A 15,830-nucleotide genomic window follows, 5' to 3' on the forward strand; every position below is an offset into this window, starting at 1 on the left:
AATTGCGCTTTAACCACAAACGTGTTTCTCTCGAAGACTTATATGAAAAGGCAATGGGAAAATGCCGTCCCAAAAGCAGAGCTCCATCCTCAAAAATCAGTAGTGTTCCCTCGTATTCCTGCGCATGATAAAATCATGCTAGGAGGAACAGCCATGGCCAGTAAAGAACTAATAGCAAAGCTTAGAGAGAAATACATCCAAAACCCGCCGGAAGGCATGTCGGCGAATGAAATCCGCGAGATGGATGATGAAGACCTTCTCGACATGGATTACTTTATGCATGAAGATGATGAATTCTTTGATGAGGTAGATTGGTAATTCAAAACCGACATACCTCCGCTTTGCGTGGCCCGGTCTTGCCGGGCCTTTTAATTCAAGGTTTCGCCGCAAAGGCGAAATTTCCTATTAAATAAAAAAGATTCGACTGAGACCTTCAATCGAATCTTTATATATATTATTATTTATTTTTTAATCCTTAATATGTTCTGTAATATTTACAGCAAATCCGGAAGGTGAAAACAGCAGAGTTGCTCTGGATGAACTTGTATCCGTAACCTTGTCTCCACGCGGATTCACAAATCCATGACCAATCAGGAAATCATAAGCTTCCTGGAAATTATCTACATTAATATTCACTGCTGTGATATCCTGTGGCACATTATTAGAACTTGCAACATTAATGCGATTTCCATTGGCATCCTTCAGATTGTAATTAATGTTATTTCCGCCTTCAATATCTGACTTTGTATGGCGTTTCTCAAAGCCCATTTCTTCAAATACTTTTACAATAGAATCTGCATCTTTACTTACAATCAGTGGACAAAATCCTGTGATTTTCATGGTTGTACCTCCTAATATGAAAACTTGAATTGTTAGCACTCCACTGTATTGTACTCTAAGTAAATTAATTATATATTAACTGCCCATAAAAATAGTTGAAACATTTTCAGCTAATCAGTTCTGCGGATTGTCCTTAAGCCACTGTATTATATCCAGGCTCTCGTACATCGGATTCCCATCGATAAACAGGCATGGAACCTGCATTTTTCCACCAACTCTTACAAGCTCATCAGCTGCTTCCTGACTATGGCTAATATTTATATATTCAACATCGGTTCTTCCGACTTCATCTATATACTGCTTTACTCTTCTGCAAAATCCGCAGGTATCTGATACATATAATTTTAAGTCCATATGCTTTACCTCTCTTTCATAATAGTTCCACTGAGAATAGCTCTCAGTTCATTAAGTTATTAAATATCATCTAAAATTATGATTTGTTTGTACACAATATAATTGTGTCACAACCCAATGTAATTGCAAGTAATTTATTAAAACAAACTGAGCTGCTCGTATTCCATATGACTATTAAGCTGAGGCATCTTCTCACCAAGCATCTCTTTTGCCGCATAACTATCCCAAAGCCAGTCTTTTACCTCTGCCTTATCTATCATAAGCGGCATTCTGTCATGAACTTGAATCATGGACTCATTAGCCGCCGTTGTAAGAACAACAAAAGAATCTCTGTTTTCAGATAGCTGATAGAATCCTGCCAAATAGATCGGACTCTTATCATTTCTGTAAAACGTAACCTTATTTTTCTCCTTGTCCCATTCATAAAAGCCTGCTGCCGGAAGGATGCACCTCCTTCGAAGGACGCTCTCTGAAAACATAGTTTTTTCAAGAACCGTTTCTGCTCTTGCATTTATGATGAGCTTCTTATCCTTACCCTTTATTCCCCAGAATATCTCTGAGACATTAATAGTATCGAAGGTCTTGTTGTTATCCGTGGTATTACGTTTGTCCGTAGTGTTGCATTTATCCGCGATATTGCATTTATACGTTTTAATTTCAATATTTTTGCCATCACTGCTTCCATTTTTATTTGCGAATAATGCAGATGCCATTATTCCGGGAGTGATATCCCCAGCTTTTAAAGATAAGGCCCCTTTCGGTAGCCCCAGCTCTTCTTCCACATCTCTTGCCGTTTTATCGTCTATATAATACCTTCCGCACATGATTATGCCCTTCCGAAAACAGGTGATTTGCAACGTGATATCGTAGTTTTTATCAATTTTATAACGGAGATGGTACTGTAACAACAAATTCTTTCCACGAAAATCCGAAGTTACGGGAAAAATCCCCAAATGTTCCTTTCATCTGTTCCGCCATTTCTTCGTATGAATATTTCATCTTCGTACCTCACTCATCTAACATCAGTTTGCCGGCTTTAGCTTTTTTCTGAAGCCGTTCCATTTGTTCCTTTTCAATTTGCTGAATACTTTTCTCCGGTGTTGGCAAATCTTCGGACATAGTTCCACCAATCTTTTCTATTGCCTTTCGAACCTCTCGCCCGACAGCATAATGGGTTTTCGTTGCCTTATCAGCACCTTGCATGTTGTCTTTCCGCAGTTTTTCCTCTGTTTGGGATATACGGAAGAGATTCGCTATCAGTTCGGTGCTTCCCATGTAGTCAAGGATTTTCTGGTTGATCGTCAATCCCTTCTTGTTATGGATATCGTCGACATCCAGTCCGGCGTTTTCACACGCAATCATTGCTCGCTTTATCACCTTATGAAAATTATCCCATTTTGCGTATTCCAAAACCGGCGCAAGCTCTCTGGCGCTCCAGTATTCACTACCATCATCGCGAATATGTTTTATATCTTCAAATCTTTTATATTCTTTTCCTTTAAGAGACGGCATATTCTTGTCCACCTTTCAGAACTGATGTTCGGAATTATCCTATCATACTTTTTTGATTATTGCACTAGGAAATTTATTTATAAGCTATCAGTGCATAGATATTTAGATATAATGAAATATCCCGGGTGAATCACTCCTGATCACCCTAAGTTCCTCTCCCTCACGACGAAAAAGACCAGGTCATTCGGCCTGGTTTTCTTTGCTTTGCGAGGAGACCTTGAACCCATACAGTATATCATTCGAAGTGCGGAAGAAGGGGCGCACGAGGTCCGGGGGACCTCGGTTTTGCGCCGACCGGAGCGAAGCGGAGCCATTGGTCTCATACAGTATATTATTCGAAATGCGGAAGAAGGGGTGAGGTGGATTTAGAAAAAGGTCCGGGGGACCTTTTTCCCACCGAACCGACCGACGAGCAATTTATTGCGAGGAGACCTTGAACCCATACAGTATATTATTCGAAATGCGGAAGAAGGGGCGCACGAGGTCCGGGGGACCTCGGTTTTGCGCCGACCGGAGCGAAGCGGAGACCTTGAACCGCTTGTGAAACAAGCGGTTCTAAGTCCCTCTCCCGCACGACGAAAAAAACCAGGTCATTCGACCTGGTCTTTTTTTGTCGTGCGGAAGAAGGGACTTGAACCCTCACGATGTAGCCATCACAAGATCCTTAGTCTTGCTCGTCTGCCAATTCCGACACTTCCGCAAATATGATATAAAATTGTTGTTGCCAGAGTTTCGAACTCTAGTGCAGGAAAAGGGACTTGAACCCTCATGATATTGCTATCACACGGACCTGAACCGTGCGCGTCTGCCAATTCCGCCATTCCTGCAAGCGACAATAGATATTGTAGCCACTCAAAGCAGTTTTGTCAACTAATTTTTAAAAAGAATATCTGCCGCTTTAAATAAATCGTTATAACTCCTGTATTTCTGCGCATATTGCACCACAGATACAAGCAAAATCAAAAAGCTTATCAGCACCAAAAACAACATTGGCGGTGAGGGATAAGATAATAATCCGATAAGTGAAGCTACAAATGAAACAAAAAAAGCTGCCATCATTATAATTCGTCTGAGAAGCTCATTCTGAATTATCTCAATAAGAGACATAATTTCCTTTTTCTCTGCAACAAGTTTCTCATCCGATAAAAGATCAATCTCCAGCTTCTCCACCCGCTTAATTCTTTCACGAATTCTTTTTTCCATACCCGCACCTCTAACTTCAAAAACACATTTCAAACAGCCTCGACGATACATATAACTCAGCAATTAAAAATATCCAAAATCATCCGATTCACCCGATTGCTTGAGCCAATCCCCAATTCGCCATAAGCATCTTCAGAATCCGGCAGACATTCCCCGCAAACATCTATTGCCAATATATCACTTCCAAAGCGCTGATTCAAATAATTAAGCGCATCCTGAAGCTGAGTTATGCTCATATTCCCCTGATCCCAGTTAGTCTTTATTTCATCAGGTGATAATACATCCTTGTCTACAGAGATATACACTTTCCCGAAATCGTAATTCTGAAGCCTGGATATATCACTTAAGAAAAATACTCTTCCATCATATTCAGGAAACTCGTCTTGTGTTTCTTTTACAAGACCTTCATCTGCACCCACAATGAATACTCTGTTAAGTTCAGGTCTATCTTTTAATGTATTAAGTATCCAGCTACCGCATGAAAGAATCTCTCCATAGGATGTCCATTTCATATCTGTGTGATGATCAAAAACTATAAGATCAAAAGACAGCTCATCTCCACTTGATAGTTTTTCACACATTACATCAATTAGTATCTTGGACATATAGTGATAATTTCCATTGTCAAAAAAACTGATTTTGTGGACGTATTCATTTGAGGGAGTCAAATGCACTGCCTTATTCTTTATAAAGTCATAAGCATATTCATCACAGATGCAGTTTGTGCCACTTATATCCTTTAAACTTAAATAATCAGATACTTTTTCCCGCGCATCAAAAAGAAAACCCGAATGACCAACATCTTTTGCTATTTCTTCTGCACCAAAAAGAAAATCAGAATGTTCATCATTAGCTTCCGGTTTTTCTGCATCTAAAAGAGAACGAGAGCTCTCTTTATCATAAAAATCGAAGCCCTCGTTCTCATAAATTCCTGTAAAATCGTAGATTGTAACACTCATAATTACTTAGCAAGCATCTCCTGCAAGTGAAGGAGTGCATCCTCCTTAATAATGCATTTTGCTGTCTCTTCAACGTGAGTCTGCTCAGCAGAGTTCATCATCAGCTCCTCTGCATATTCAAGTCCGCTTCTTCGAAGATCATAAACTGCATTTTCTCCGTCAGGTTCAAGTACAAGAGTTAAGTAATACTCATCATTCTCCTTGTAGAGTTTTGATGATGTAATGGGAAGACTGTAGGAAACTTTGGCAAACCTTGCTGCGGAATTTATGTCCTTAAATCTCGCCATATATTTTTCTGTGTTGACTATAGGCTTTGCCATAGCCTCGATATGAGGCTCCTGCTCCTCATCCTGATCATATATCTGCTCAATAAGCTGTGATACATGACTTATCATTTCGTTTAGCGCCTGCCCTTTATCAGAACCGGTCTTTGCTTTGATCGAGTCAACCCTCTCCTGGGTCATCTCCTTAAGAATAGCCTCTGCTGATCCACGTATTCTGTCTGCTGATTTCTGTATATCCTCATTCGTCATCTTAATTGCAAAGATACGAACGCTGCCATCTACCATCATATTTTTACTCATCATGAGTACTTCTGTTTCGGGATCATACCCCAGCTGCTCGCCAACCTCCCTGTTCAGCTGCGCCATAAATGGAACGGTTCTCTTCTCTCCATTCATGATTGCTTCAGGGGTGAGGCCTATTTCGCGTAACTCTGAAGCAGCAATGCTGCATTCAACTGTCGTGTTATTCATTTTAACGATTACCATATAGCCTCATCTCCTTTCTATAAAAAAATGAATTACTACGTTTAGTGATTATAGCTCATTATGTTAGCACTGTCTAGTATCGAGTGCTAATTGTCGGATAATTCACCTTTCCTACTATTATTGTACTATATATTTCGGTGCAAAGCACCAATTTTATTAGATAATTCTTGAACGAATATTTACAAAATTGGTACACGCTATTTTCTATCAAAGGATAAAAAGCATCAAGATTTTCAGACGAAGTAGATAAAATCATGTACAAACAATCTGGTTAATTATGAATGAGCCAACACACTAGTATCTTAGATACCGTGAAGAATATTATTGATTAAAATAAGAATTTCGCTGAAGTAATATTATTAATTAAAAAGACTTCTTGTGGCAAAAATAAGATAGCCCGCAAGAAGTCTTAAAATATTATCCTATTAGCGCTTAAGCTGCCTGAGTTCATCAAGCAGTGTATCAGAAACGGTTATCACGCGGCTGTTTGCCTGGAAACCTCTCTGAGTAATGATCATGTCTGTAAATTCAGCAGAAAGATCCACATTACTCATTTCCAGTGAGCCTGAGCTGATATAGCCGCCATCATCATCCACATACATATTTCTGGCAGGCCCTGAGTTGGGAGTTACCGCATACAGATTTTCTCCCTGCTTTTCAAGACCGGTGACATTAGCAAATTCAGCAACGACTATTCGTCCTGCCACTCTGTTCTGATTATTACTGTAAAGTCTTGTGATCGTGCCATCACGGGCGATTGCAACTCCGTTCATATCTCCCTCAGGATAGCCTTCACCTTCTCCCTGGGCATCTCCGCGGTGAGCCTCAAGCGAGGAACCTGACATGCCGTTTTTGGGCGCATAATTGTTTGTCCCGGAAAAATCAAGCGTAAGCGGTCCTGCCTGTCCTGCATCACCCTGGAAAGCAAGCTGTACCTGTCCCTGGGCATTTCCATTAGCGCTTACAAAAGCTCCGGTTGCGGGATTATAAACCAAATCAATAGTCGGATTGGGTTCTGCAACGCCACCTTCAATCTCCTGATGATTTTGATCAAAGATTGTTGTCACAGTTACACGATAAGTTGAATCATTAGTATCACCTGCATTATCAAATTTTAATCTTGCAGTATAGGTATTTCCATCATTACCATAGAACTCCATATCTACGGTTCTGCCTCTTTCGTCTGCCAGAAGACTGTCTGTTTTACTGATGATTCCTGTTATTCTTTCATAGGTTGTAGGCGCACCGGCCATTTTCTCGATATTCCCCTCATTATCAATCGGAATAACCTGAATTCTCTGGGTAGCACCTGCATTTTCAGCATCAGGGCCTGAGCCGCGAACATAAAAACCGTCAGCTCTTGTTACAAGATATCCCTGCGCATCCACTGTGAATGCTCCATCTCTGGAGTAATTCATTTCACCTCTCTGATTCTCAATAACAAAGAATGAATCACCGGTGATACTCAGATCAAAAACATTATCTGTCTGCTGAATTGATCCCTGTTTTTCAATGTTTGTCATTATAGCCGAATATTTAGCACCAAGACCTACCTGTTTAGCGTTAATTCCACCCTTAGTCATGGTGGGACCGGCTGCTTTTCTTGCATTCTGATAAAGAAGATCTCCGAAAGTAGTCTTCTGTGCTTTATAGGATGTTGTATTAACATTCGCAACGTTATTACCAATTACATCCATCTGAATCTGATGTGTCTTTAGTCCGGCAACTCCGGACCACAATGATCTCATCATAATCTCACCGCTTTCAAAATCGCAAACAAGTGCATATTATTCCTACATCAACTATTTCGGACATTATCATGAAAATCTTTAGCCTGATAGAATAAAGAATTTCGCTTGTGAAATTCTCGCGCAAAGCGCTGTTATTTAGTAATGCCTGATAAAAGCTTCCGGCACCGCGATGAAACTAATGCCGTAAAAACGACATATATTCCAATGCGATGCCGGAAGCTTAATCTTTCATTAGAAATCTTTGGAATCACCTTTGTTAAACTGAAGTTCCTGGTTTTTGATACTTACCTTTGTTCCGGGTGCAATAGATGATGTCAAAAATGCATTTGATCCAACCACTGAATCGTGCCCTATAACAGTCTCTCCACCAAGAATTGATGCACCTGCATAAATTGTAACATTATCTTCGATAGTAGGATGTCTCTTTGCCCCCTTGAGAGCCTGACCGCCCCTGGTGGAAAGAGCACCTATGGTAACGCCCTGATAAACCTTAACATGCTCACCAATTATGGAAGTCTCACCTACAACGATGCCTGTTCCGTGATCGATCATGAAGTATTTTCCGATAGTAGCACCGGGATGAATATCTATTCCGGTTTTTGAATGAGCATACTCAGTCATAATTCTGGGTATGAGCGGCACCTTTAAAAGATAAAGTTCATGCGCCATTCGATTAATGGCAGTCGCCAAAAGTCCCGGATAGGACAGTATTATCTCTTCCTTGCTATAAGCTGCAGGATCTCCATCAAAGGATGCCTGAAGGTCAGTATCTATAAGCGCACGGATATGAGGTATCTTTTTGAAAAACTCATAGGTTATATATCTTGCACCACAAGTAAGAGTCTCATCGCTGGCGTTCTCATATTCATCCACATGTCTGAACGCTATGGCAATCTGTTTCTGAAGATTATAAATTGCATCCTCAATTATCACTGCTACACGATTTGTATCATTATAGCTTCTGTAAATCTTATCCCTATAGTAGCCAGGATATAAAACACGCATAAGCTTTTTTACGATATCCACAACCATATCCCTGTCAGGCTGATTGAAAATATCCATCTTATCTACATCCCTGCCATTGTTGTAATCATTGAGGATAAGCTCAACAATGCCTCCAATTTCATCTCTAATATTCTGACGCTCTCCGATATCCATAGCCATCTCCCATCAAAATTGTTATTTTGTTTTTACCATTCTCACTTCGGATTTTTTGCCGTAAATCTTCTCGTCATGAGCAATTCTATATGGAACAATATAATAATAATATTTTGTTTTACGCGCAAGCTTTTTGTCTATATATGTAAGCTTTAGCTGATTTTTCACCGTACCGACTTTTTTATACCCACTCTTTTTTGCAGTAGATCTGTAAATATCATAGCCGGCAGCCCCTGTGGATTTAGTGTACGAGAGCGTTGTATTTTTTGTTCCCGCCTCAATATTTGTCCACAATACCTTGGAAGGCGCATAGTCCTGGATCTTTGCTCCAAGTGAATTCAAGGTCTTTTTATATGAATTCAGATCATCTGCTGCGATGTACATATTAACATTTTTAGAATTACTTATGGTCCTGGAATAATCTGAATCATCCGATGTGTAAGCAAAAAGCTGAACCCAGTAATGTACATTATTCACCTTGCAGTGACCGATGGCACAAACATTGTAATTTGTGCTGAGCATGTTTCTTCTGTGCCCCTGCCCCACATAGCCATTATTCGCTTCAAGAAAAGCATCAAAAGCCTTGGCTGCTGTCTTGTAACCGTAGGCAATATTTTCGCCGGCATATTTAAATTTATAACCGTTTTCCTTGAAAGCACTGAAACAATCCTTGCCACTGGGTCTCTCGTGATTGAATTTGATAGCAATTTCGGCAGCCCTTAGCATGGCAATCTTTTCAAGATTGTAATCATAAGCAAGCTTGCCTATTCCCTGTGTATAGACTTTCTGCGTGTTATTTGCATTCCAGAGCCAGGTGTCTTTTCCTGTTCTGAAATCATTTATCATCTTGTGCATATTCCTCGCAGATTTTTGGGCATATTTAACTTTCAGCTTAACCTTTGAAAGTGGAAATCTTGTGGCTGTTTTTGCTTCAGATTCAGCAGTCAGCAGCTCCCCATCAAATCCCTGAACCATGTAGGTATAAATCCCGCCCTCTTTCATGGCATCAGTATCTGTATACTTTAAAACATCCCCCTGAACTGTGGCGATGAGCTCATAGGGCATACTGCTCTTCTGTTTTCTGAAAACATAATATCCTTTTGCACCATCCACTGCCTTCCAGTTAACGGTGAGTCCCTCATAATCGTTAGTGATTTCCGTGATCACAGGACTTTTTACAACATTTTTGGCTGTAACTTGCGGATTTTCTGCTGCCCTTACAGCAATTGTCCCCACAGGCTGCTGCACACCGGCAGAAAATAATGCAGCCGCAAGTGCAGTAGCAATTACACACCTGCCGGCAGTAATAAAATCTTTTTTCATAAATCCCCCCTGAACTGATTTTTTTAGAAGCTTTCAAATATCAAAAGCGTACCGGACCAGCTCCTCGCAAAACGGTGGCCGTATCCTGCAAAGCAGGATTCTTGTGGGCTAATTCCGCAATAAATCCTCATAAAAAAGTAATAACTTCCAGCTTCTGAATCCGTATTTTTAACTCTATCATCATATTATAATTCAACTTTTTAATAATGTTATAAAAAAAATTTTAAAAAGTTGTTGCTTTTATTTTGATGTCGTGATAATATACCTTTTGTCGCCGGGGTGTAGCGCAGTTGGTTAGCGCGCTATCTTAGGGAGGTAGAGGCCGCGAGTTCGAGTCCCGCCACTCCGACTATTATAAAAGATCGTAGACATTTGCTCTACGATCTTTTTTATTTCTTATTATAAAAATATAGCGAGAAAACCATTTCCGATGATGTATCGGTGATGGTAGTTCATACAAACATCCCATTTCAGATTTTAAGGCAATTACATTTAATCCACGTGTTTTTCAAACCAATCAGTAATTTCATTTAATCGTCTTACTCTGTGCATTGGCTTTCCGGCTCTGGATAAATCATGATTTTCACCATGAAAGACAATCATTTTGGTTTCAACGCCTCTTACAGCCATAGCCTGCATCATTTGCATAGCTTCAGGCAGCGGGCATCTGTAGTCCTCATCACTGTGAAGAAAAAGTGTAGGCGTCTTGGCTGCATCAACATATTTCAAAGGAGAATGCTTCCAAAGCCTGTCTGCATCAAGCCTGGCATAATAATCATCATATGATATGCCGCACTGATCCGGTCCGAAATATGGTCCGATGTCGCTTATGTTTTTCTTTCAGATACATCTCTTATTTGGTAGAATTGTCATTGATTGAATTTCAATCAGCCCGGGTTATCCCGGACATTAAGGTTAAGGAAATATGATTTATGGATAAGACACAGAGAAACCTGAATATTGGAATATACGCCCATGTTGACTCAGGAAAAACCACACTCTCCGAGGCATTGTTGTACCTTTCAGGAGCAATAAGGAAATCCGGCAGAGTTGATCATGGCGATACTTTTTTTGATACATATTCTCTTGAGAGAAGCCGTGGAATCACCATTTTTTCAAAGCAGGCAGAGCTCGACTTCTCAGAAAACACTCATGTAACACTTCTTGATACTCCCGGTCATGCGGACTTTGCTCCGGAAACCGAACGTACCATGAAGGTTCTTGACTACGCTATTTTGATAATAAGCGCAGCTGATAAGGTCACATCACAGGTGCAGACTCTTTGGAAGCTTCTTGAACACTACAAAGTGCCGGTTTTTATATTTGTAAATAAAATGGACCAGCCTCAGGCAAACAAGGCTGAGATCGACGCAGATATAAAAAAGCGATTAACAGATCATCAGGTTGACTTTTCAGATTTGTTTTCAGGCAGCACAGATCCGTCTGAATCAAGTCCGGAATCTCAGGGAGGCGCCATCTGTCAGATTGATTTAAAGGCGCTTGGCGAAAATGTTTTCCAGGAGGAAATCGCCATGTGCGACGAAGCTCTGCTTGATAACTATTTGGAAAACGGTACAGAAGTATCCCTGAATGACATTACAAGCCTCATTTCCGAAAGAAAGCTCTTCCCCTGTCTGTATGGCAGCGCACTGAAAATGGAGGGTGTAAGGGAGCTTATAACGCTTTTAGATACTTTTACCAGCACCCCATCCTACCCTGAGGAATTTGCTGCCAGAGTATATAAGATTTCAAGAGATTCAAACGGAAACAGATTGTCCTGGCTTAAGGTAATGGGTGGTACTTTGCATGTAAGAGATGTACTGTCATTGTCATTAAAACCCACTGCCGGCTCCTCAAACAACAGCAAAAACACTGAGACGGCCGAAGAAAAAATAGACCAAATTCGCGTTTATTCAGGGGACAAGTATGAGCTTTTGCAGGAAGCCCCCGCAGGAAAAATCGTAGCAGTAACAGGTCTTGACTCATCCCACGCAGGTCAGGGACTTGGAAGCCTTACAGGAGATGCGGCAGGCCTTTTGCAGCCTATTCTTTCATCAAGAATTATTCTTCCTGAGGATGCTGATCCCTTCAGGGTTTTCAGACAGCTAACAGAGCTCTCTGAGGAAGAGCCGCTTCTTTCAATAAATAAAAATGAAGAGACCGGAGATTTCTATGTTCAGGTGATGGGCGAAGTTCAGATGGAAATCTTAAAGCACCAGTGCATGGAGCGCTTCGGACTTGATATCTCCTTCGGTCCCGGAAATATAGTATATAAGGAGACTATCAAGGCACCGGTTGAGGGTGTTGGTCATTTTGAGCCACTACGCCACTATGCGGAGGTTCATCTTCTTTTATCACCGGGAGAGCCGGGAAGCGGTCTGGTATTCGATGCGGACTGCCCTTTTGATAATCTTGCTGCCAACTGGCAAAACCTTATTCTCTCACACCTTGAGGAATTCAAAATTCGCGGAATTCTAACAGGTTCAGAGATTACAGATATGAAGATCACTGTTATCAGCGGACGCTCCCACATAAAGCACACCGAGGGCGGCGATTTCCGTGAGGCAACCATGCGCGCGGTAAGACAGGGTCTTATGATGGCAGAAAGCATTCTGCTTGAGCCTGTTTATGATTTTTCAATAGAACTTCCGTCAGAATCCGTCGGCCGCGCACTGAGTGATATTCAGCGCATGAACGGAAGCACCAATCCTCCCGACATGCTTGCAGATGGTACATCAGTAATAACAGGCTCTGTTCCCGCCTCAGAGCTTCATGATTACGCGCAGGAGCTTTTGTCCTACACCCACGGTGAAGGGCGCCTTAATCTCTCTCTACGAGGCTATGAGCCCTGCCATAATGCTGAAACAGTTATAGAAGAAAAAGGCTATGATCCCGACCATGACCTTGAGCAGCCCACAGGCAGCGTATTCTGCTCCCACGGCGCGGGAACAGTCATCCCCTGGTATGAAGTTAGAAATTATATGCATGTTCATACAGAGTGGCTTTCTGATGATGAAAAAAGAGGTGCAGATACTGAGACCGATCTCACAAGACTTGGTGACAGCCTACAAAGCTTTAGATCCACAGATATAAGAAAAGAGCAGGAGCTTTCCTACGAAGAGCGCACTAAGGCTTATAATGCCACAATACAGGAGCTTGACAGTATTTTTGAGCGTACCTATGGCCCTGTTAAACCACGTTATGATGCAAAGGCAGATGAGGAAAGAAAAAGAAAAGCCGCAAATAAAGCTCCTGAAAAGAAGTATAAAGCTCCTAAAAACATGAATCCGGATAACTCTTATCTGCTGGTTGACGGTTACAATATTATCTACGCCAATGAAGAGTTGCGAAGACTTGCAGAAACAGATATGAAATCGGCCAGGGACAAGCTAATGGATATCCTTTCGAATTTTCAGGGATACAGAAGGGAAATTGTCATCCTTGTTTTTGATGCCTACAGAGTCCCCGGCGGCACTGAGCATGTATTAAAATATCATAACCTTGACGTGGTTTTCACAAAGGAAGCGGAAACAGCCGATCAGTATATCGAGCGAACCGCCCATAAATACAGCAAAAATAACCGCGTCACAGTGGCTACCTCCGATGCTATCGAACAGGTAATCATCTATGGCGCGGGTGCGATCAGAATGTCCGCAAATGATTTCTGGTATGAAATCAAAAGAACGGAGGATGAGATCAGGGACAGGTTAAGCTGAGTATCGACGCAGCCTGTCATCATCCCATTATGCTATGAATATGATTCCAATCGAGTTTAAGGAGACTGTTTCTTATTTCAGAAATCTTCGCTCCTTCATCCTTGGGAAGCTCGTACATTTTAAGGGAATCCAGGGTCATCTCCACAAGAGAAAAATCTTCTACCCTGGAAAATTCCTTCAAGGCGGACATGGCATCCATGAGCTTATCTCTGGATATCATCTCTTTCTTTCCGGAATACATGTGGTCAGAAAGCACTTTTTCATAAAGTCTGTACTCCTCCATGAATCTTTTGTGCTGACTTTTTATAAATCTGATGTTGTTGTCATCTCCGGCTCTCTCCATGGCTGCCGCCAGGGTTGAAAGCCGCATGGCACCGATGATTCGTGATGTACTCTTAAGACCATGTGCCTTTATTCTGTAATTTGCTATGTCATTTGCCTCAATAAAGCTCTCAAATTCCTCAATATTGCTTTCTACATACTCAAGAAAAATATCTACTGAAGAAAGATAGGATTCAGCTGTCACCGCATTTTTTATGCCCTCATGCACATCAAGAAGCGGTTCATGGAAAAACCACTTAGGAAGCTTTTCCTCTTCTCTTTTTATCTGCAGGGCATTATCGTTGTCGACATCATCACCATGCTCTCTGCCATCTATGCTCTCTGCCTCGTAGGTTATCTCTACTCCGGGAACCCCATGCTTTTCCCAGGCTCCGAGAACACGAAGGATTGGTATTGTATAATTTTCATCATTGACCTTCATAAAAAGCATGATAGCCTGATTCTGACTAAGCTTTAGCACCACATCGCTTCCTCTGAGTTTTGTGGATGCTACCTCAACAAACTTGTCCGTAATCTCACCAAGATATTCATTATCTCCGGATGACAGCGTAAAAAGCACCATCCTTATATCCCATTTATAATTACTTAAAAAGCGGTTAAGAAATCTATAGATTGATTTGAAGGTATCTGTATCGGCATTAAGAGCACCTTTTCCTATACTCCTTTCATTAAAGAGCATTCTCAGATTATCCAAACTACTTATGCTGCGCTCAGCCTGCTCATTGTTTTCATCCTCAAAAAATGAGCATCCGTGTTTGCCATTCTGCTTCGTTTTATAAAGGGCTGCATCAGCTTTCATGAAAAGCTTCATATAGCCCTCGCCATTGCCGCTTACTTCAACAGCGCCTCCTGAGCATCCAAGAGGTATATCCATATTGGGTCCCATAAACTCTTTTGCGGATTTTAGAATTTCTTCATTGAGGTATCTGACCTTCTTCGCTATAACGCTCTGATTCGTCAGATTCTCACAGAAAACTATAAATTCATCACCGCCTACTCTTCCGGCAAGATCCTCTTTTCTGATGGCAGATTTTACAAGTTCTGAAAAGCGCACAAGTATCCTGTCGCCCATCTCGTGCCCATACATATCATTTACAAGCTTAAAACTGTCCAAATCAAGAATCAGCAAAGTGCCATGCTTTTTTTGACAGATGCTGTTCAGAATATTTTCAGATGCCGCTTTATTAAAAAGCCCTGTCATGGCATCTATCTGGGCCGCTTCCTTGAGGCGCTTGTTTTCCTCAATATTCTCAAGGACACGCTCTATTCTTTTTATCAAAAGAGCTGCCTTTACCGGTTTTCTTATATAATCCGCAGCGCCCTGCTCAAACCCACGGCTCTCGCTATCGTCGCTGTCATCAGCTGTCATGAAAATAAAGGGGATAGCCGGATCTATCTCGGTGTGGACTATACTCTGCAGCTCGTACCCTGTTATGGATGGCATCTGCAGATCTGAAAGCACCAGATCCGGAAGACATTTTTCAAAGGCTTTAATGGCTTCCTCTCCTGAAGACGCCATAATTGTTTCATACTTATCCTTCAAAATATTGTTTGTGAGCCTTAAAATAAGCTCCTCGTCATCTACAATCAGTATTTTTTTCATAGAGTCACTCCTTGTCAAAACAGCGTAAAAGTGTTGATTTCTGCCATTTTGCAGTATAAATATAATCTACAACTCACTTCCAATATACAGATTGTCCGCATTGTATTAAAATTCTATTTATTTTTAATAAACTATTCAATTAAGCCCCAGTAAATCATCTATTAAAATTTGATGAACTACCTCCACCGACTCTGCGTCGGAAGAGGTTTCTGTTATGCCGCAGAGCGGCATGAACCTTTGGGATGCTTAACGCATCCCAAAGAACAGGGCATGTCCACTATGCCCCTATCCCATTGGGT

General features: G+C 41.2%; 14 protein-coding genes and 3 tRNA genes. 3 read left to right on the forward strand and 14 right to left on the reverse strand.

The features are described 5' to 3' along the window. Positions 1–153 precede the first annotated feature (153 nt). Complete coding sequence (locus T501_RS21875; protein WP_170832732.1) at positions 154–318, forward strand: hypothetical protein; 165 nt, start codon at positions 154–156, stop codon at positions 316–318. A gap of 150 nt (positions 319–468) precedes the next feature. Here T501_RS21875 and T501_RS18370 read toward each other — a convergent pair whose 3' ends face one another. The 12 genes from T501_RS18370 to T501_RS20505 form a co-directional block, all read right to left on the reverse strand. After that, on the reverse strand, positions 469–840 hold the full coding sequence (locus tag T501_RS18370) for a hypothetical protein (protein WP_026510453.1): 372 nt from the start codon (positions 838–840) through the stop codon (positions 469–471). Between the two features lie 114 nt (positions 841–954). Beyond that, positions 955–1,194 carry a glutaredoxin family protein gene (locus tag T501_RS18375; RefSeq protein ID WP_044916866.1) on the reverse strand — a complete coding sequence of 80 codons (240 nt, stop codon included), beginning with the start codon at positions 1,192–1,194 and terminating at the stop codon, positions 955–957. A gap of 137 nt (positions 1,195–1,331) precedes the next feature. After that, positions 1,332–2,018, reverse strand: a complete 687-nt coding sequence (locus T501_RS18380) for an SOS response-associated peptidase (RefSeq protein ID WP_050008405.1) — start codon at positions 2,016–2,018, stop codon at positions 1,332–1,334. A 184-nt stretch (positions 2,019–2,202) separates the two neighbouring features. Then, a complete protein-coding gene (locus tag T501_RS18385; RefSeq protein WP_044916867.1) occupies positions 2,203–2,706 on the reverse strand; it encodes a BRO family protein in 504 nt (167 codons plus the stop codon). A gap of 616 nt (positions 2,707–3,322) precedes the next feature. Then, positions 3,323–3,406, reverse strand: a tRNA-Leu gene (locus tag T501_RS18390). A gap of 43 nt (positions 3,407–3,449) precedes the next feature. Beyond that, a tRNA-Leu gene (locus T501_RS18395) sits at positions 3,450–3,533 on the reverse strand. Between the two features lie 43 nt (positions 3,534–3,576). Then, entirely contained in the window at positions 3,577–3,909 is a 333-nt protein-coding gene (locus T501_RS18400; protein WP_044916868.1) for a hypothetical protein, read from the reverse strand. 56 nt (positions 3,910–3,965) lie between these two features. Next, complete coding sequence (locus T501_RS18405; RefSeq protein WP_044916869.1) at positions 3,966–4,868, reverse strand: hypothetical protein; 903 nt, start codon at positions 4,866–4,868, stop codon at positions 3,966–3,968. A 2-nt stretch (positions 4,869–4,870) separates the two neighbouring features. Beyond that, entirely contained in the window at positions 4,871–5,638 is a 768-nt protein-coding gene (locus T501_RS18410) for an adaptor protein MecA (protein WP_026510448.1), read from the reverse strand. A 425-nt stretch (positions 5,639–6,063) separates the two neighbouring features. Then, on the reverse strand, positions 6,064–7,389 hold the full coding sequence (locus T501_RS18415; RefSeq protein WP_026510447.1) for a flagellar hook protein FlgE: 1,326 nt from the start codon (positions 7,387–7,389) through the stop codon (positions 6,064–6,066). Between the two features lie 231 nt (positions 7,390–7,620). Next, complete coding sequence (locus tag T501_RS18420; RefSeq protein ID WP_044916874.1) at positions 7,621–8,547, reverse strand: serine O-acetyltransferase; 927 nt, start codon at positions 8,545–8,547, stop codon at positions 7,621–7,623. Between the two features lie 21 nt (positions 8,548–8,568). Then, positions 8,569–9,870 (reverse strand): CAP domain-containing protein, encoded by a 1,302-nt coding sequence (locus tag T501_RS20505; protein WP_050008406.1) that lies wholly within the window; start codon positions 9,868–9,870, stop codon positions 8,569–8,571. Between the two features lie 275 nt (positions 9,871–10,145). On the opposite strand from T501_RS20505, the gene T501_RS18430 reads away from it, so the two are divergent. Further along, positions 10,146–10,219: transfer RNA gene (locus T501_RS18430), tRNA-Pro, on the forward strand. A 143-nt stretch (positions 10,220–10,362) separates the two neighbouring features. Here the strand turns inward: T501_RS18430 and T501_RS18435 are convergent. Further along, complete coding sequence (locus T501_RS18435; RefSeq protein WP_081843248.1) at positions 10,363–10,701, reverse strand: alpha/beta hydrolase family protein; 339 nt, start codon at positions 10,699–10,701, stop codon at positions 10,363–10,365. A 101-nt stretch (positions 10,702–10,802) separates the two neighbouring features. Between T501_RS18435 and T501_RS18440 the strand changes: the two genes are divergently transcribed. After that, positions 10,803–13,586, forward strand: coding sequence for a translation factor GTPase family protein (locus T501_RS18440; protein ID WP_044916877.1), 2,784 nt, complete (start codon positions 10,803–10,805; stop codon positions 13,584–13,586). Positions 13,587–13,605: 19 nt separating this feature from the next. Here T501_RS18440 and T501_RS18445 read toward each other — a convergent pair whose 3' ends face one another. After that, entirely contained in the window at positions 13,606–15,531 is a 1,926-nt protein-coding gene (locus T501_RS18445) for a diguanylate cyclase (protein WP_044916879.1), read from the reverse strand. Positions 15,532–15,830: the final 299 nt, after the last annotated feature.

This window comes from Butyrivibrio sp. WCE2006, from assembly GCF_000701985.1.
Classification (GTDB): domain Bacteria; phylum Bacillota; class Clostridia; order Lachnospirales; family Lachnospiraceae; genus Butyrivibrio.